Below are 17,594 nucleotides of genomic sequence, written 5' to 3'. Positions count from 1 at the left end.
CGTATGGCTGAAAGAGAGAACAACAACATAACGACCGGTGCGATGATGCTGATCGTCGGCGGCCTGATCGGTGCTGGGGTGGCGCTCCTGTACGCTCCCCAAAGCGGTGACAAGACACGCAAGGAACTCGGCAAGTACGCGAAGAAGGCGCGCAGGAGGACCCGTGACGCGGTCGAGGCTGTGGAGGATTTCACCGAGCAGGTAACCGACATGGCCGAGGCCGTCGGCGAGCGCGCCGCCGAGATCCTCGACAAAGGGAAAGACATGGCTTACGGCGCCAAGAAAGGGCTCCTCAAGGCGATGGCGGAGGGGGAGAGCCGCCTCGAAAAACAGCGTAACCGCCTCATGAAGATGATCGGCTAAGGCTTTTCGGCGCCACGCAGGGTGATGTCACCGTACCACGCGGTGACCTCGTCCTGGGTGTCGTCGGTATCGGTCATGATCGCCACCCCCCCCATGAGGGGGGGCTCTTCTCCGAAGATCCTCTTGTAGTCCTCGTAGACGTTCCGCTCCTCGCTAACCCATTTCCCGACCTTTTCGTCCCCGCTCTCCACCGCCACGATCACCGAGTTTGCGGCGTGCGGGCTCTTCGCCTCGCTCCCTTTCGGCATCTTGGCGCTCCAGACGTAGTTGATGGCCCGCATCCTCCAGAAGAAGGTGCGCGGGAAGATCACGTAGACGCGCGCGGCGAAGTCGTTCCCCTGCTTCTTGGTGACGTCCTCGTGCTGAAGGGTGTGCTCGATCTTCCAGCTCCAGGTGAGGATGGGGTATTTCTTGGTGTCGACCGAGAGCTTCTTGATCTTCCCGGATGCGGCCTTGTTGGCGTGGGCCTTGAGGACGCCGTCCTCGATGGAGTAGCTGGTTTTTCCCTTCACCGCCTTGTCGCTCCAGCCGGTCATGTCCGAATGGGAGAAGCGCCCTACCGGGATGTCGGCGGTGGGGGTCGAGGTGGCGGCAAGGATCAGTGCGGAGAAAAGGAGATTGTTCAACATGGCGTGCCTTTCCGTTTCCCCTGCGAGGAGGGGGGCCATTTCTTCTGGAGATTGGCAACGGTTGCAATTGGAGGTCTCTTCTCGTTCATCGAGAAGGGGAGGATGAGGATGGGGCCTCTTTTGAGCTCGCCACCCAGCGTCACCGGGGCCGTCCCTCGAAGGGGAGGGAGGCGTATCGCAGGGGCGGGGCAGCAGTCGAAATGGTTTTTGGTCATTCGGGAGCATCCCCCTCCCGGGCGGCCTGGCCACAGGCGCCGGGAGGGAGATGTCGGTCGGGAACGGTGGAGCGGGTTAGATCCCCTTGCCGGTCAGCTTGACCAGCGCCTCCATGTACTTCTCGGCGGTCTTTTCGACGATTTCGGCGGGAAGCGGCGGGGCCGGCGCGGTCTTGTTCCAGTCCAGGGTCTCCAGGTAGTCCCTAAGGAACTGCTTGTCGAAGGACGGCTGCGGGCCGCCCGGCTTGTAGCTGTCCTTGGGCCAGAAGCGGCTGGAGTCGGGGGTCATGCACTCGTCGATGATGATCAGTTCGCCGTCGTAGATCCCGTACTCGAACTTGGTGTCGGCGATGATGATCCCTTTCTCGTCGGCGATGTCGCGGGCCTTCTCGTAGATGGCCAGGGTGACCGCGCGGACCTTCTCGGAGATCTCCTTGCCGCAGATCTCGGCCATCTTCTCGAAGGAGATGTTCTCGTCGTGGGTCCCGAGTTCGGCCTTGGTGGAGGGGGTGAAGATCGGCTGCGGGAGACGGTCGCTCTCTTTGAGCCCTTCGGGGAGCTTGATGCCGCAGATGGCGCCGGTCTGCTGGTAGTCCTTCCAGCCGCTGCCGGAGATGTAGCCGCGCACGATGCACTCGGCCGCCAGGGGCTGCGCCTTCTTGACCAGCATGGAGCGGCCGGCCAGGACATCGGCGTACGGCTGGCACTCCTTCGGGAAATCAGCCACGTCGGTGGAGATGATGTGGTTCTTGATGATCCCTTCCATCTGGCGGAACCAGAAGGCGGAGATCTGGGTCAGGACGTACCCCTTGTTGGGGATCCCTTCGTTCATGATGACGTCGAATGCGGAGATCCGGTCGGTGGTGACGATGAGCAGCGCCTCGCCCAGGTCGTAGATGTCGCGCACCTTGCCGCGGGCAGCCAGCTTGAGTCCGGGGAAGTCCGTGGTAAGTACCGGTTTCGTCATTTGTTTTTCTCCTTTGCCTTTGTATGCATGTGCTCGTGAAACGATGAAAGGTGAAGAGCGAACCTTTCGCCCTCCACCTCGCAACGTAAAAAGAACCAGCTGTTTTTACAGGTACTGCCCGTTACTGCCCGCCGATTGCGGCGGGGCCGGTCTCGTACTAGTCGCCGACGACGGCCGGGTTGATCTCGATCTTGGCCTTGGCCCTGAGGTCCTTCAGCCAGGCTTCCAGCGCCTGCTGCTGCTTCTTCGGAAGCAGGCTCTGCCTGATGCTTTCCTTCTTGGCGGCCAGGTCGGTGAGCGGAGCCTCGATCCTGTTCTTGAGCTTGACGGCGTACCAGGTATCCCCCACTTTGACCGCCTGCTTGGCGACCGGGGCCGCGGTGGTCAGGGCGAAGGCCTGCTCAATCAGCTCGGGAGAATTGCCGATGCCGGGGATGGAGCCCTGCGGGTTGTAGCCGAAGGTCGCGGTATCCTTGGTGGAGATGCCACCCTTAGCCAGCTGGGCCAGCGCCTCCTCGGCCTTCTTCTTGGCAACCTCGGCGGCCTTGGCGGTCAAAGCCTTCTGCTCGACGGCGCTGCGGATCTGCGCCAGGGGCGGTACGGCGGCCGGCTTGCGGTCGGTCACCTTCAGGATGTAGATGCCGTCGGCGGTTTCCACCGGGCCACCCAGCTCACCTTGCTTGAGGGCCATGGCGCGGGAGACGAGCTCGGTCTCGGAGGCGATGGAAGCGGCGGGAGTCTGGGCGGTGAAGAGCGGGGTCTGCTGGACCTTGGCCCCCAGCTCGGCGGCAGCGCCATCGATGTCGGCCTTGGTCTTGAACTTGTTCACCGCGTCGGCGGCCTTCTCGTAGGCCTGCTTGGCGGCCTTCTGCTTGATGGCGTCGGCGGTGGCCTTATCCTTCACCTGGTCAAACGGGAGTATACCACCCTTGCCCTGGTAGCGATCGATGTTCTTCTGGTAGTAGGCCTGGGCCTCTTCCGGGGTCACGGTGACGTTGGAGGCGAGCTGGGCCGGGGTCACCTTGGCAAAGGCGATGCTGACCTGCTCCGGGGTCTTGAATTCGTTCTGGTGATCCTGCAGGAAGCTGGTCAGCTCCTGGTCGGTCAGCTTGATGCCACCCTTGACGTCGGCGGGGGAGTAGGCGACGTACTGCAGCGACAACTTGTCGTTTTGCTTTTTGAAGGCGTCGGTGACTTCCTGATCGGTCACCTTGGCGGCGGAGGTGATCTTGGTGCGGGCCTTCTGGACGAGGAGCTCCTGCTGCTGGGCGTCCTCGAAGGCGGCCGGGGTCAGGCGGTTGGCCCTCAGGGTAGCCTGGTACTGGTCGAAGTTGAAGGCGCCGTCCTTCTGGAAAGCGGGGATCTTGGCGATCTCGGCGGCGACCTCGTCGTTGCCGACGCTGATCCCCATCCGCTTGGCTTCCTTCATGATCAGCACGTTGTCGATCAGGGAGTTGAGGGTCATCTTCTTGAGACCCATCTGCTTTTCCATCTCGGGGGTGAGGGAGCGGCCGTAGATCTGCTCGTAGACGTTACGGTTCCGGTAGTAAGCCTTCTCGAACTCGTCCAGCGAGATCTTCGTTCCGTCAACTTTGGCAGCGAACCCGGCGGGTCCGCTCTGTTTGTCGCCGCCCCGGCCCCAGACCAGGAAGATGGTGCCTACGAAGGAAAGCACAATCACAATGAAGACAATTTTGATGACAGGCGACTCTTTGTACTTTCTCATTATGCCAAGCATTGACGATGGGACTCCTTTGGAGATAGTATTGCGCCGAGGCTTCAGACAAGAGTCTGGAACTATAATATAGTCTAATCGCAATTGCAACAGCAGAATGCGTGGGCTGCGGTCTGGGCGGGTGGTGTGTAAACCGCTGAGCGGGGTTTTCTTTGTTGCAAGGGTGCGGAGTTTTTGCTATTCTTCGTCCTTTGCCGGATGCCGTCCGTGCCGGTGCAGCAAATTAAAAGGAGTTTTGAAAAATGCTCAAGATCTTCGATGCCCTCTTCGGCATGTTTTCCAATGATCTCGCCATCGACCTTGGCACCGCCAACACCCTCGTTTACCTGAAAGGTAAGGGGATTGTGGTGCGGGAGCCTTCGGTAGTCGCCGTGCAGAAGGTGCAGAGCACCGGACAGAACAAGGTGCTGGCGGTCGGGATGGAAGCGAAGAAGATGCTGGGGCGCACCCCGGGCTCCATCACCGCCATCCGTCCCATGAAGGACGGGGTCATCGCCGACTTCGACATCACCGAGGAGATGCTCCGCTACTTCATTCACAAAGTCCACAACAGAAAGACCCTCGTCCGTCCCCGCATCGTCATCTGTGTTCCTTCCGGGATCACCCAGGTGGAGAAGCGCGCGGTCAAGGAATCGGCCGAATCGGCCGGCGCCCGCGAGGTCTACCTGATCGAGGAGCCGATGGCCGCCGCCATCGGGGCCGGGCTTCCCATCACCGAGGCTTCCGGCAACATGATCGTCGATATCGGTGGTGGTACCACCGAGGTTGCCGTCATCTCCCTGGCCGGCATCGTCTACACCAAGAGCGTCAGGGTGGGCGGCGACAAGATGGACGAGGCGATCGTCCAGTACATCAAGCGTAAGTACAACCTCCTGATCGGCGACCGCATGGCCGAGCTGATCAAGATCGAGATCGGCGAAGCCTATCCCGGCAACGAGGTGGTCCACATGGAGGTCAAGGGGCGCGACCTGGTCTCCGGGATTCCCAAAACCACCGAGATCGACTCCAACGAGATCCGCGAGGCGCTCTCCGAGCCGGTTACCGCCATCGTGGACGCCGTCCGCAACTGCCTCGAGCGTACCCCCCCCGAACTGGCCGCCGACCTGGTGGACAAGGGGATCGTGCTGGCTGGCGGCGGCGCACTGCTGCGTCACCTGGATGTCCTTTTGCGCGAAGAGACCGGTCTGCCGGTGGTTACCGCCGAAGACCCCCTCTCCTGCGTCGTGCTCGGCTCCGGCAAGGTGCTCGACGAACTGACCCTGCTCAGAAACGTTGCCGTCAGCAGCTAAAGGTTCCTACCAGTCCCAGCCTTCCCAAGGACCAAAATGACAGCTAAAGATGAGTGCATCGTCGATGTCGTCATACCAGTCTGGAACAGGCCCAATGAGACCCGCAACTGCCTGGTTAATCTGATCAACTACACCCCGCGGGCGCGCTTCGTCATGTATGACAGCGGCAGCGACCGTGAGACGGAGCGGCTTTTGGAGGATTTCGCTGAAGGGCTCGATGATCGAGCCCTTCTCATGCGTGATGACACCAACGTCGGCTTCGTCCGTTCGGCCAACCGTGGGTTGAAGAGGTCGGAGGCGCGTTTTCTGGCCCTGGTCAGAAACAGCACCATGGTGAGCGATAAATGGCTGGAGCCGCTGCTCGATTTCGCGGCCTCCCATCCAGAAGCGGGCATTCTCCTTCCCTGTCTGACCAACGGCGAGTCGACCGCCACCTGCCACTCCCCCATCGAGATCGCTAGCGGCTCCTTCGCCGCCATGGTCGTCACCCGCGAAGCCTACGAGGCCATCGGAGGTTTCGACGAGGCGATGGATGGCGGGGAGTGGTGCCTCAGGGACTACACCAGGAGGGCCTGTGCCAAAGGCTTCCTTTCCTACCGGGTGCCGGGGCCGCTCGTCTCCTACCAGGACGAGGTGGTGCTCGGCTCCGAGCGGCGCCGCCGGGAAACCCTCGAACGGAGCCGGGCCACCTTCGCCGAACGTTGGGGCGACGGTCTCGACTACGTGCTCCACGTGCCGAAGGGTGTCGACCTCGGGCTCTTGAGCCAGAAGCTCGAACTCCTGGTGGTAGGTGCCCGCCATGGCGACAGCTACACGGTCTTGTTACCTGCGCAGCTCCACAAGGCCGCCCAGCAGTCCGGTCTCGGTGGGCTCCACGAGCACGTGACCCTGCTCCCGCTGCCGCGGCTGGCCCTTGAGGTAAGCAAGCGCAAGGTATTCGAGAAGGTGCTCGCCCATTCTCCCCGCTGCATTCCGGTCACCGCCGTCGATGGTTTTGCCTTCCCCTGGAGCCCCACGTACCTCACCTTCACCGAACTGAGCGACAGCATACGGCGCAAGGCGCAGCCGTCCCCCGCGTCCCTTTAAGGGAGACGGCATCTACAATTCTGGTAAGTTTTTCACCCTGAGGAGGGGCGATGTTAGCTGAGATCAAGTCGCAGTTGGAGAGTCACCGCCAGGTAGTCGAAGCGATGGAGCGCGATCTTGCCACCGCCATCGAGGTGGCGGTCGGCTTGCTGGCCGATGCCTACCGGGACGGCAAGAAGATGCTGGTGATGGGGAACGGCGGCTCCGCGGCCGACGCCCAGCACCTGGCCGCCGAGATCATCGGGCGCTTCAAGATGGAGCGGCGGGCGCTGCCTGCCATCGCGCTTACCACCGACACCTCCATCCTCACCGCGGTCGGCAACGACTACGGCTTCGACCGCGTCTTCTCCCGGCAGGTCGAGGGGCTCGCCCAGCCGGGCGACGTGGTGATCGGCATCTCCACCAGCGGCAACTCCCCCAACGTCGAGATCGCCCTCAAGGCCGCCGCCGCGATCGGCTGCAAGACCGTCGCCCTCCTCGGACGCGATGGCGGCTCCATCGGCAAGCTGGTGGATCTTCCCCTCATCGTCCCCAGCCAGGATACCCCCCGCATCCAGGAAGGACACATTACCATCATCCACATCGTCTGCGACCTCCTCGAGAAAACGCTCTTCAAGGCGGCCAAGCCTTGACCAGCCAGCCGAAGAGAAGGGCGGTCTTCCTCGACCGTGACGGGACCATCAACGTCGACGTCGATTATCTGAGCCGGGTTGAGCAGTTCCAGTTCATCCCGGGCGCGCCGCAGGCCCTGAAGAGCCTCCAGGATGCCGGCTTCATGCTGGTCGTGGTGACCAACCAGTCCGGCATCGGCCGCGGTCTCTATGACGAGGCGGCGCTGGAGGCGGTCCACGCCCACATGCATGCGGAGCTCGCCCGTTTCGGCGTCACCGTGGATGCCTGCTATTTCTGTCCCCATCACCCGCAGCACGGGATAGGCGACTACCGCCTGGATTGCGCCTGCCGCAAACCCCTTCCCGGCATGCTCCAGCAGGCGGCCGGAGACCTCGGCATCGACCTGGCCTCCTCCTTCATGGTCGGCGACAAGGCCGGGGATATCCAGGCCGGGATCGCCGCCGGTTGCACCTCGCTGCTTGTTCTCACCGGTTACGGCGCCGGCGATGCCGCCAAGCTCCCCGAAGGGATCCAACGCTTCCCCGACCTCGCCTCCGCCGCCCAGGCAATACTGGCCCTTTCATGATCCATTTTTCTCCGCTGCTTCTGCTGGTGCTCTTTGTCACCGGAGCCGTGGCCGGACTGATCGATTCCATCGCCGGCGGCGGCGGACTGATCACCGTCCCGGTCCTTCTCGGCGTCGGGCTCCCTCCCCAGGCCGCGCTGGGAACCAACAAGCTCCAGTCGAGCTTCGGCTCCGCCAGCGCCATGTTCCATTTCGTGAAGGCGGGGACCGTGCGGTTGCGCGATGCCCGCACCGGCATCATCTGGACCGCGGTGGGGGCGGTAGTCGGCGCCTACACCGTCCAGCAGCTCGATCCCGGTTTCCTCAAACGGTTCATCCCGTATCTGCTGCTCGTCATCCTCTGCTACACGATCTTCACCCCGAAGCTTGGGGTCGAAGAAGCGCATCCCCGTATGGCGCCGCCGGTTTTCTATCCCATTTTCGGTCTCTTGCTCGGTTTCTACGACGGCTTCCTGGGCCCCGGCACCGGCTCCTTCTGGGTCATCTCTCTGATGCTTGGGCTTGGCTTCGACATGCGGAAGGGGACCGCCTACACCAAGGTCTTCAACTTCGTGAGCAATATCGTCTCGCTGGTGCTTTTCATCGCCGGAGGGCAGGTGGTCTTCGTGGTGGGGATCCTGATGGGGCTCGGCCAGGCGTTTGGCGCCCGCGTGGGGGCGAAACTGGTCATCAAGAAGGGGACGCGCTTCGTGCGTCCGGTCTTCATCAGTTCCGTGCTGGCAGTCACCGCCAAGCTCTTCTTCGACAACTACAAATAAGAAGGGCCGCTCCCTCAAAGGGGCGGCCCCGCTTCCGTCTTTCTCTCCTCCATCAGGGCTCTCGCCTACTTTCTCTGGCCGGCCGCCGCTCTCAGGCGCCTTTCGTCCCTTGCCGTCACCCTTGCTGCCGGACCAGCCGCCGGCTAGATCTCCCTGATGGTCCCCGCTTCCTCGGCTTCGCCTGCCCCCATGGCTTCCAGTTCGCCTTCCAGGTGCGCCACCATGTCCGCAGCGAGTTGCACGAAATTGCGGGCATCCGGCAGGCCCCGCAGGGCAGACTCCAGCCTCTTGGCCGCCGAAAGCGCCGCCTTCAGCGGGGCCAGGGGATTGACCTCCTCCCGTAACGCCGCCACCTCCTTGAACTTCTTCAGCACCGTCGGGTGGCTGCGCTCCTCCTCCACGATGCTCTTCCTGAGATCGCCGTACTCCTCCTCGGTAAAGGCCTTCTCCTCCTTGGCCTGACGCAACAGGTCGATGGAGCGGAAGTCGGGAAGGGGGCGGAGCTCCTGCCGGTTGGCGATCAGCTGCGGCTCCTCCTTCTCCATGAAGCGGTAGGCGGTGGTCAGCTTCTCCGCGGTCCCCCGTTTGATCCTGATCTCCTGGACGCAGTATTCCTCGAAACTCTGGTACCCCCAGTCGCGGAACTGCCCCTTACGGCTCACCTCCAAAAGCTTTTCTCCCAACTCCACCCAGGAAGACTTGAAGCGCTTCGCGCGATCGAGGATCTCGTACCGCTCCGATCCCGGTTCCACGTGCCTCATCAGATCATCTATGTGCCGCTCGCTGCTCGATCTGGGCGCATCCGACATCAACCACCTCCGTATACGGTCTGCCCGCCAGGGCGTCGTCGAAAATTATCAGAATACGCCGTGTTTTTGAAGTTTTTTATCTTGGCTGAAATGTACTTTGGAGGTAAAATCCGCGCTGTCTCCCCCCTCCCGTACGTTCTCTACTGTCAAAGTGCTCCTTCCCTTCCGGTTTTCATGCCACCTAGACAGCAGAGACAGGTCTTCCTAGAGTACCTGGATGAACGGGAAGAGTGTCTTGGCACCGGCAGATTCTTATCTTCACAGGAGAGGACGTAATGGAGCAGCGCCTGACTGACATAGAGATCCTCGTCATGCACCAGGGCCATGTCATAGAGCAGTTGAACGAGGTGGTCACCAGCCACGAGGCGGCTATCGAAAGGCTGACCCGGGAAATGGCACTCATCCAGGAACACCTGAGGGGGATCATGCCCTCGCAGAACAAGCTTCCTTCCGAGGAAGAGCCTCCCCCTCACTACTAGGAACAGGCAATGAAACGTATCGCGCTCGGCACGACCGGACTTCACATCCACCCCCTGGTTTACGGGACCCTCCCGCTGGGGCCGCTGCAGGCCGCGGTCACCCCGGAAGAAGGGGGGCGGCTGATCCGCTACGCGCTCGAGCGCGGGGTCAACCTGCTCGACACCGCCGAGCTGTACCAGAGCTATCCGCACATCCGCTCGGCCCTCGACGGCTACCGGGGCGAAGTGGTAATCGCCACCAAGACCCACGCGAACGATGCGCAGACCGCCCGGGCCCACGTGGAGCGTGCGCTGCGTGAGCTTGGGCGCGAGACCCTGGACATCGTCCATCTGCACGGCGCACGGGTGGCCGACCCGTTCACCGAACGCCCGGAAATCATCGCCGAACTGGTGAAGATGAAAGGGGAGGGGAAGATCAGGCACGTCGGCCTCTCCTCGCACTACGTCTGCGCCATCCGCAAGGCCGCCGCCTTTCCGGAGATCGAGGTGATCCATCCGCTGATCAACCGGACCGGCATGGGGATCATCGACGGCACCGCCTTCGAAATGGCCTCCGCCATCGCCGCCTGCGCCAAGGCGGGGAAGGGTGTCTACACCATGAAGGCCCTGGCGGGGGGAAACCTCATCTCCACCGCGCGGGATAGCCTCCGCTTCGTCCTCGGGCTCGACGGCGTCCATGGCGTCGCCGTCGGCATGCTCTCCGAAGGTGAGATCGACGGCAACATCGCCCTCTTCGAGCAGGGGGTGGCCGAGGAGGGACTCTGGAGCAAACTGGAAGGGCGGCGCCGCAAGCTGAGAATAATGGAGGCATTCTGCAAGGGGTGCGGTTTCTGCGTTCCCGCCTGCACGAACGGCGCCCTCGAGCTGGTAAACGGCAAGGCCAAGGTCGACGAAGGTGAGTGCATCCTCTGCGGTTACTGCGGGGCGGCCTGCCCGGAGTTCATGATTCGCGTTGTCTGATGGAATGGTTTTTCCTCCGGGAATCCGGAGGTTGTAATGGAAGGTGCGGTATGGAAGGTGGAAAAGGGACGACCAGGAAAAAAAGGGGGACGGTGATCGAGCTGGCGGCCGCTGCGCGGCAGCCCGATCCCCAGATCTCCCACGCCGGCCGGCCGCTGCCGATCATCGTGGTGACCGAGAACGGGGAGGAGAAGGTGGCGTGGGAGGTCGTCAAGCGAGCGGCCCCCGAGTCCCCCCTGGGGGATCTCGAGCCGGGCGGCCTGGAAACGGCCTCCGGCACCCTGAACCGTCTCCTCGAGGAACTGCTGGCCGGCCAGACGCTGGCCACGCTTCGCGAGAGCGAGGAACGCCACCGCCGGATCGTCGAGCTCTCCCACGACGGCATCCTGATCTGCAGCGGTTCCCGCATCGAGTTCGCCAATCCCGCCGCCGCCCGGCTTTTGCTCGGCGAGGGAGCCTCCGGCACCCTGTTGGGATCCTCGCTGCTCGACTTCCTTTCCCCTTCCACCAGGACCGCCTTCCGGGCCCAGCTGGCCCACATCGAGAAGAGCGGACTCGAGCTGACCTGGGTGGAGGACCGCTTCGTACGTTCCGACGGCCGGGAAGTCGCCGTCGAGGTCGCCGCCGTTCCCTTTCCGACCGCCGCCGGCCGGTCGGTCCAGATCACCTTCCGGGACATCACCGAGCGGGTGAGGGCCAAGGAGCTCCTGGAGCGGCTCGCCTACTACGACCAGCTGACATCGCTTCCCAACCGCGCCCTCTTCGCCGACCGTCTGGAGATCAACCTGGCCCAGGCCCGCCGGTACGGCTTCCCCTTCGCCGTCCTCTACCTCGACCTTGACGGATTCAAGGAGATCAACGACACCATGGGGCACGCCATGGGGGATCTCCTGCTGATGGACGTCGCCGCCCGCCTCAGGCACTGTACGCGCGGCTCCGACACCGTTGCCCGTCTCGGCGGTGACGAGTTCATCATCCTCATGTCCCGCATCCGCGACCCTTCTGATGCCGCCCTGGTCGCCCGCAAGCTCCTGGTCTCGCTGAGCGGAAAGTTCATGCTGGCCGGCCAGCCTTGCCGGATCGGGGTCAGCATCGGCATCAGCATCTACCCCAGCGATACCGAGGACGCGGACCAGCTCATGAAGAACGCCGACATCGCCATGTACGGCGCCAAGCAGAAGGGGGGGAACCACTACCTTTACTACCACCAGTTAAGCGGTCCCCCGCCGTGATCAGACCCTGAACTGGTGTACCAGGCGCTTCAGCTCGCCCGCCTGCTCGCGGACATGGCGCGATGCTTCTTCCGTGCCGCCGATCGCCGCGTTGTTGGCTCCCGCCATTTCGTTGAGGGTGGCCACGTTGTGGCTGATCTGCCGCGTGGTCGCGGTCTGCTCCTCCGCCGCGGTGGCGATCCTGCTGATCTGCTCGGTGACGCTGGTGATGATTTCCAGGATATGCTGTAACGCCTCTCCCGATGCGGCCGCATTGCTGCTGCCGTCCTGCACCTGCTGAACGCTGCTCTCCATCGTTTTCACCGCTTCCCTGGTCTCCTGCTGGATCGCCTTGATCATCTCCCCGATCTCCCGGGTGGCCCGGGTGGTCCGCTCCGCCAGCGCCCGAACCTCGTCGGCCACCACTGCGAATCCTCTCCCCTGTTCTCCGGCCCGGGCCGCCTCGATGGCGGCATTCAAGGCGAGGAGGTTCGTCTGGTCGGCGATCTCCTCGATGGTCCCCACGATGGTCCCGATCTGGTCGGAGCGGTTGCCGAGGGTGGCGACGGTCTGGGCCGCACTTTGCACCCGCTGTGCGATGGCGTTCATGATGAAAATGGACGCGCCGACCACCTCGGCTCCCTGGGCCGCTCTTTCGGAGGCGGAGCGGGCGTTACCGGCAGCCTCGTGGCAGTTTCCGGCGATGTCGCTGGAGGTGGCGGCCATCTGTTCTCCGGCCGTGGAAAGCGAAAGAACCCGCGTGGTAAGGTCGCCGACGCCGCTGGCCATCTGCCGCGATGCCGATTCCACCGCCTCTGCGGACCCCGACAGCTGATCCGCGCTACCCGACACCTGGGTTACGATCCCGTGCAGCTTTTCCACGAAGGTGTTGAACCAGCGGCAGAGCTCACCCACCTCATTATTCCCCTGGATCGGGAGTCTTTTGATCAGGTCTCCTTCTCCCTGTGCGATGTCCTTGATGCTCTCGACCACGGCGTTGACCGGCCTGGCGATCGACCGGGAGATCCCCCAGGCGAGTCCCAAACCGAGGAGGAGCACCAGGAAGAGTCCTCCCCCGATCGCCATCTCGATGGCCCGCATCTCCTTGTTGACCTCGCTTATGTAGACCCCGGTGCCGATCACCCATCCCCACGGCTGAAAGAGCTTCGTGTAGCTCAGTTTCGGTTGCGGCTTGCTTTCGTTGGGCTTGATCTGCCGGTAGTCGACGTACCCGCCCCCTTCGGGGCCGGTGGCGGCCTTGGTGAATTCCGGATACATCGCCTTGCCGTCGGCGTCCCTGAAGGAGCTCATATCCTTCCCTTCCATCTCGGGACGGAGCGGATTGGCCACCAGCCGGCAGTTGAGATCGTTGATGAAGAAGTACTCCTTCTTGTCGTAGCGGAGCCGCTTGACCTTGTCAGCCGCCTCCTTCTGGGCGGCTTCCTTGGTGAGGACGCCGGTAGCGGCCAGTCTCTCGTAATCGGCAAGTACGGTCACCGCTTCCTCGACGAGGTAGCGCAGAGCCAGTTTCTTCTCCGTCATCACAATACCGCGCAGGTAGGGCACCAGTATGAACGTGGTTGCTACCAACAGCACTAGCCAGGTCAGCAGCGACAGACTCATGACCTTGGCGAAGATCCCCCAGTCCTTGTACATTTTCATTGTCACTTTGCTCCTCTCATGCCTGATACTGTCAGAAAATTACACTACATAGCGATAACAACGCCGCTTACCCGTTCGCGACGTTCTAACTGTTATCGGTTAGCACCCTAATTACTTTAATCGTTAAGATTCTGGTTCAGTATTTAAATCTTTTATGCCAGTGGTTTGAGACGGGGAAGGACCCGGGAAAGGGGAGGGGAAGGCTAGGGGAAGAAGCTCGGGGGGGGAAGGGGAAGAGAATCACGGAAGTGGCGGGATACAAAAAGGCCCGGGTGGCTGTTACCGCCCCGGGCCTGCTTGATCGTTCAGTCTTAGTGGCTATGCGTAATCCCTCGCGTTGATGACCACGCCGGAGCGGGTGCCGGTGAGACTGGCGAGGTAGGCGTGGGCCACCCGTTCAGCGGGCATGCCACCTGACGTGTCCATTCCGAGAGCCACCAGGGTCTCCTTGACCCAGGGAGGGCTCACCACGTTGATCCGGATCCCCCTGTTCAACTCGAGTGCCGCGGCCCTTACGAAACCTTCCACTCCTGCATTGATCATGCTGATCGAGGAACTCCCCGGCATCGGCTGATGGCTCAGAATCCCGCTGGTCAGGGTGAAGGAGCCGTTGTCGTTGATGCGTCCCAGTCCCATCCGGACCAGGTTGATCTGCCCCATGAGTTTGCCGTCGAGGCCGAGCTGAAAGTCATCCTCGCTAAGCTCCGCCAAAGGCCCGAATTTGGCCACCCCGGCCGCGCAGATCAGCGCGTCGAAGGGGCCGACCTCGCTATACATCCTTTCGATGGAATCGGTCCGGGTCATGTCGACCCGAATATCGCCGCTGTGGGAGGCGGCCCTGATGACCTCGTGTTCCCTGGCCAGTAGCTTGACTACCGCCTTCCCGATCGTTCCTGTTGCTCCCACCACGATCACTCTCATCTTCGTTCCTCCCTCGTACCGCCAGGTGCCGTGCCGGCCGGGAAGAAAGGGAAGAATTACCGGTCGCGGCTAGTACTGGCTGTACACGTTCAAGTATACCTGACTTTCACCACCCCGGTTAAAGCCCCGGGCGACCCCGATGGCGGGCGTCAGCTTGGCCCAGTAGCCGAGCGTGATGTCGGCACGCACCTCGACTCCGCCGCCGGTCTTGATCTCCTCGCCGCGGAAGGAGCGCTGGTTCCCCCAGACCTCCCCGGAGTCCAGGAAGATGGCGCCGTGGACCTTTTCGGCGAAGAACGGGAAGGTTCCCGGTCCCCGCATCGGGTTGAAGAGCGGCATCCGGTATTCGAGCGTGCCTGATACCAGGTAGTTGCCGGCCAGCGAACGGGACGGGTAACCCCTGAGATAATAGGGGTTGAGGTCGGAGGGAGTTCCTCCCATCTGGAAGGCCTGTTGCGCGTAATCAGCCCCCCGGGAGACCGCCCCGGCGAGCCGCAGGTATACGACGTGGTGCTTCAGGGGCTCCGATGGCATCCGCAAGAATTCCTGATACTGGGCCGTGTATTCCGAGATGTTGACGTCGCCGCCCAGCGCCTTGTCGAAGCGGTGGTAGAGCAGGGAGAGGTTCCGCCCCTCCTCGTAGCTGATCGACCAGGGGTAGCGGAGTGCGTCGCCGAAGGTGACCCCGGCGAAGACGGCCGTCCGCTTGCCGCGGAAGACGTTCAGGCCGTTGAAGGTCCCATCAGGCTCCAGGCCGCTCAGCGCCTGCTGGTCGATCAACTGGTACCCTGCCAGGAAGAAGCAATTCCACTCCAGGGCGTTGATGGGGACCGAGACCTGTGCGGTGAAGCCGCGGTTTAACTCGTAGTAATCGGAGCCGTGCTGCAGGAGGTTGCCGTACACAAACGGCTGGCCCCAGGTCTGCAGCGTGAAGGTCGGGTACCAGGTATCGTTGTCGTAGATGAAGTCCCAGTACCCCCGCTTCCGGCCTACGCTGTAGTCGGCCGCCAGCAGATACGAGTGGTAGCCGAGGACATCGGCCCCTGCGGTGAACGCCCCCAGTACCGGCTTTCCGGACCCGTCGGCGGAGACCCGGGGAAGCCAGAAGCGTGGGTAGAGCGTCTTCAGCGGCGAGTACGGCACCGCTCCCACGGGCTCCTCGACTCCGGCCGTCCCCCCAGTCCTCCCAGTCCCCAAAGTTTCCGCATATCCAACGGACCCCGCGGAACCCGCCACCTCCGAGTCGCGAGAGGTACCCTCCCCTTCAAGGGGAGGGACAGGGTGAGGATGGGGTTCCCCCGGCATCCCCCTTACCTTTGCAGCCTTGGGCACCGGCACGCTGCTCCCTGCAGGCGACGTCGCCCCGGCAGCCGGTAAGGGCTGAATTGCGTTTCCCGCACCTGAGCTCCCGGCCGCAGCTGCTGCCGCCTCCACACCGGGTAGGGGCGCAGGAAGATCCCGGAAAAGGGGGAGGGAAGGCCCTCTCTGCTCCGACCACTTCGAAGGCGCGAGGTCGACGCGGGCGATGGAGAAGCCGCGCGAGTTGTAGAGAGAGATGGCGATTCCTTTGCCGTCCGTGGAAGGATCAGGCTGCTGTGCCCCGCTCAAAAGATGGGTCACCTGGTAACTCTTCCCTTCCGCCAGCCGGAGGGCGAATAAGTTGAAGACGCCGGTCTCGTCGGAGATGTAGAAAATCGTGGAGCCGTCGCGGGACCAGACCGGGTACTCGAGGCTGTTGCTGGCTGCGAGGATGGTCCGGTCCGATGCCGTTTTCGGGTCGTAGACCTTGAGGAATGAATGCCCTGCGTTGTCCCTCAGCGAATAGCAGATCTTGGTCCCGTCGGGCGACCAGCGGGGAGAGGCGACCCTTTGCATGAGGTAGCTCGTTACCGGCCGGACTCCCGGCTCGTGCTCCCCGTCGGGGACCTCGAAGATGGCGAGATTGCGACTTCCGCGCGAGCTGACCACGGCGGCAAACCGTCTGCCGTCGGGAGAGAGGTCGATTTCGCTCAACCGCTGGCTGTGGCTGAGCCGGGTGGTGGCGTCGGCATCAAAACGGTAGCTGTAGAGGTCCTGATAGACATCGAAGCCGTGGTTGATCTCTGCCTGGGTGAAGTAGATGGTGCCGCCGTCTGGTGACCAGGCGATGGACCCGTCCGAGTAGCGGCGCCGGATATGGGCGACGGTGTTGTGGCCGAGGTGGTCGGTGACGGTAATTTCGGTATGGTCGTTGGGGTCGGCCCTGGTGAAGGCGATCTTGCTCCCGTCCGGCGAGTACCTCGGGTTGGAGAGCTGCTCACCTTCGCTGGAGATCCTGGTGACCGTGGTGAAGGGGGCCTTGGAGAGCTCGCGGATCCTTTGTCGCTGCTCGGTGATCATCGTCCTCAGCATCTCGTCGTAGAGGTCGGCGTAACTCTTGCCGCCGGTCAGCTCCTCGGGAGGAGTCCCGATGAAGTAGGGGAAACGGCCGGAATGGGCGATACTGAGCCGTCCCAGTGCCTCTTTACCGTAGCGGTCAGCGATATAGCGCTCCAGGCGGTAGCCGAAGATGTAGGGAAAGTCGCCGTTGGGCCAGTAGGGCGGGTCGCCGTTGATCTCGTCCACCCGGGGGAGGTGATCCTCCGCCACGGCGGTCCGGAAGACCATGTCGAAGTAGCTCCCCTTGCCACGCCCCTCGCCGGTGAACTGGGTCTCTCCCCAGACCGCGTTCCCCTCGTGCCACCAGCGCGGCATGAAGGTGTTGGGTGGGGCGGTCACCAGGAACATGAGCTCGGTAAAGGGATCCCCCAGCATCGGGAGCGGCTTGCCGAAGATCGCCCGCGTTACGCGCCAGTAGCCGCGGGCGGGGTCGGAGGTGAGCACGTGGGTGTACTCGTGGGTGATGAGCTCTCTCAGCCAGTCGTCGTACTCGCCGAGAGTCGACGCCAGGGTAGGGGGAGTCACCTGGAGATAGACGGTGTTGTAGGGGATGGTCACCGTGAGGCCGTTGGTGAAGTCGCTGTCGTCGATCAGCACCAGCTGTGTCTTTTCGGCAGGCTCCCAGAGAAACTCGGGCACGAGCCTCGCGTGAATCTCCTCCGCCATGACCGCGGTCTTGGCCGCTACCCTCTCCAGTCCCTGGTGGTAGTGGATGGAAAAGTGGGAGGTCTCGATGGTCGAGAACTTGAACGAGGTGTCGAGCCTTGCGCCGTAGGCGTGGGAGGCGATGACCAAAAGGAGCACGAACGACAGGAAGGCGGATCTCATGAGGGTCCCCGGGAGTGCGGATAAGAGTAAACTCGATGGTGAAGAAAAGGCAGGGCTTTGGGGGGG

The 17,594-nt window shown here is 62.8% G+C and carries 16 protein-coding genes; 9 read left to right on the top strand and 7 right to left on the bottom strand.

Annotated elements, in window-relative coordinates:
• The first annotated feature begins 3 nt into the window (after nucleotides 1-3).
• Nucleotides 4-363: a YtxH domain-containing protein gene (locus tag L4X63_RS09075; RefSeq protein ID WP_250678291.1), complete on the top strand. Its 360-nt coding sequence runs from the start codon at nucleotides 4-6 to the stop codon at nucleotides 361-363.
• On the opposite strand, the gene L4X63_RS09070 is transcribed toward L4X63_RS09075, so the two are convergent.
• From L4X63_RS09070 to L4X63_RS09060, 3 genes are all read right to left on the bottom strand, one after another.
• Nucleotides 360-992, bottom strand: a complete 633-nt coding sequence (locus tag L4X63_RS09070; protein ID WP_250678290.1) for a DUF3047 domain-containing protein — start codon at nucleotides 990-992, stop codon at nucleotides 360-362. The two genes, L4X63_RS09075 and L4X63_RS09070, sit on opposite strands and share 4 nt — an antisense overlap.
• Before the next feature lie 291 nt (nucleotides 993-1,283).
• Nucleotides 1,284-2,174 carry a phosphoribosylaminoimidazolesuccinocarboxamide synthase gene (locus L4X63_RS09065; RefSeq protein WP_250678289.1) on the bottom strand — a complete coding sequence of 297 codons (891 nt, stop codon included), beginning with the start codon at nucleotides 2,172-2,174 and terminating at the stop codon, nucleotides 1,284-1,286.
• Between the two features lie 157 nt (nucleotides 2,175-2,331).
• Nucleotides 2,332-3,900 carry a SurA N-terminal domain-containing protein gene (locus L4X63_RS09060; RefSeq protein WP_502799900.1) on the bottom strand — a complete coding sequence of 523 codons (1,569 nt, stop codon included), beginning with the start codon at nucleotides 3,898-3,900 and terminating at the stop codon, nucleotides 2,332-2,334.
• Nucleotides 3,901-4,151: 251 nt separating this feature from the next.
• Between L4X63_RS09060 and L4X63_RS09055 the strand changes: the two genes are divergently transcribed.
• The 5 genes from L4X63_RS09055 to L4X63_RS09035 are packed head-to-tail and all read left to right on the top strand — an operon-like array spanning nucleotide 4,152 to nucleotide 8,240.
• Complete coding sequence (locus tag L4X63_RS09055; protein ID WP_250678287.1) at nucleotides 4,152-5,198, top strand: rod shape-determining protein; 1,047 nt, start codon at nucleotides 4,152-4,154, stop codon at nucleotides 5,196-5,198.
• Between the two features lie 36 nt (nucleotides 5,199-5,234).
• Nucleotides 5,235-6,284 carry a glycosyltransferase gene (locus L4X63_RS09050; RefSeq protein WP_250678286.1) on the top strand — a complete coding sequence of 350 codons (1,050 nt, stop codon included), beginning with the start codon at nucleotides 5,235-5,237 and terminating at the stop codon, nucleotides 6,282-6,284.
• A 50-nt stretch (nucleotides 6,285-6,334) separates the two neighbouring features.
• A complete protein-coding gene (locus L4X63_RS09045) occupies nucleotides 6,335-6,916 on the top strand; it encodes a D-sedoheptulose 7-phosphate isomerase (RefSeq protein ID WP_250678285.1) in 582 nt (193 codons plus the stop codon).
• Complete coding sequence (gmhB, locus tag L4X63_RS09040; protein WP_250678284.1) at nucleotides 6,913-7,482, top strand: D-glycero-beta-D-manno-heptose 1,7-bisphosphate 7-phosphatase; 570 nt, start codon at nucleotides 6,913-6,915, stop codon at nucleotides 7,480-7,482. The genes L4X63_RS09045 and gmhB overlap by 4 nt, the downstream gene beginning before the upstream one ends.
• Complete coding sequence (locus tag L4X63_RS09035) at nucleotides 7,479-8,240, top strand: TSUP family transporter (RefSeq protein WP_250678283.1); 762 nt, start codon at nucleotides 7,479-7,481, stop codon at nucleotides 8,238-8,240. The genes gmhB and L4X63_RS09035 overlap by 4 nt, the downstream gene beginning before the upstream one ends.
• A gap of 143 nt (nucleotides 8,241-8,383) precedes the next feature.
• Here the strand turns inward: L4X63_RS09035 and L4X63_RS09030 are convergent, their stop codons facing one another.
• Nucleotides 8,384-9,049 carry a hypothetical protein gene (locus L4X63_RS09030; RefSeq protein WP_250678282.1) on the bottom strand — a complete coding sequence of 222 codons (666 nt, stop codon included), beginning with the start codon at nucleotides 9,047-9,049 and terminating at the stop codon, nucleotides 8,384-8,386.
• 275 nt (nucleotides 9,050-9,324) lie between these two features.
• On the opposite strand from L4X63_RS09030, the gene L4X63_RS09025 reads away from it, so the two are divergent.
• From L4X63_RS09025 to L4X63_RS09015, 3 genes are read left to right on the top strand one after another with little or no spacing between them, the layout of a single operon-like run.
• Complete coding sequence (locus tag L4X63_RS09025) at nucleotides 9,325-9,528, top strand: SlyX family protein (RefSeq protein ID WP_250678281.1); 204 nt, start codon at nucleotides 9,325-9,327, stop codon at nucleotides 9,526-9,528.
• Nucleotides 9,529-9,537: 9 nt separating this feature from the next.
• Nucleotides 9,538-10,488 carry an aldo/keto reductase gene (locus L4X63_RS09020; RefSeq protein ID WP_250678280.1) on the top strand — a complete coding sequence of 317 codons (951 nt, stop codon included), beginning with the start codon at nucleotides 9,538-9,540 and terminating at the stop codon, nucleotides 10,486-10,488.
• Nucleotides 10,489-10,538: 50 nt separating this feature from the next.
• Entirely contained in the window at nucleotides 10,539-11,720 is a 1,182-nt protein-coding gene (locus L4X63_RS09015; protein WP_250678279.1) for a sensor domain-containing diguanylate cyclase, read from the top strand.
• Here L4X63_RS09015 and L4X63_RS09010 read toward each other — a convergent pair whose 3' ends face one another.
• From L4X63_RS09010 to L4X63_RS09000, 3 genes are all read right to left on the bottom strand, one after another.
• On the bottom strand, nucleotides 11,721-13,361 hold the full coding sequence (locus tag L4X63_RS09010) for a methyl-accepting chemotaxis protein (RefSeq protein ID WP_250678278.1): 1,641 nt from the start codon (nucleotides 13,359-13,361) through the stop codon (nucleotides 11,721-11,723). It abuts the gene before it with no gap.
• Between the two features lie 318 nt (nucleotides 13,362-13,679).
• Nucleotides 13,680-14,282 carry a short chain dehydrogenase gene (locus L4X63_RS09005; RefSeq protein WP_250678277.1) on the bottom strand — a complete coding sequence of 201 codons (603 nt, stop codon included), beginning with the start codon at nucleotides 14,280-14,282 and terminating at the stop codon, nucleotides 13,680-13,682.
• A gap of 69 nt (nucleotides 14,283-14,351) precedes the next feature.
• On the bottom strand, nucleotides 14,352-17,528 hold the full coding sequence (locus L4X63_RS09000) for a peptidase S9 (protein WP_250678276.1): 3,177 nt from the start codon (nucleotides 17,526-17,528) through the stop codon (nucleotides 14,352-14,354).
• Nucleotides 17,529-17,594 lie beyond the last annotated feature (66 nt).

This window comes from Geomonas sp. Red32 (genome assembly GCF_023652955.1).
In the GTDB taxonomy this organism is placed as follows: Bacteria; Desulfobacterota; Desulfuromonadia; order Geobacterales; family Geobacteraceae; genus Geomonas.
The sequence above is the reverse complement of the archived record's forward strand: the minus strand, read 5'-3'. Positions and strand labels throughout refer to the sequence as shown.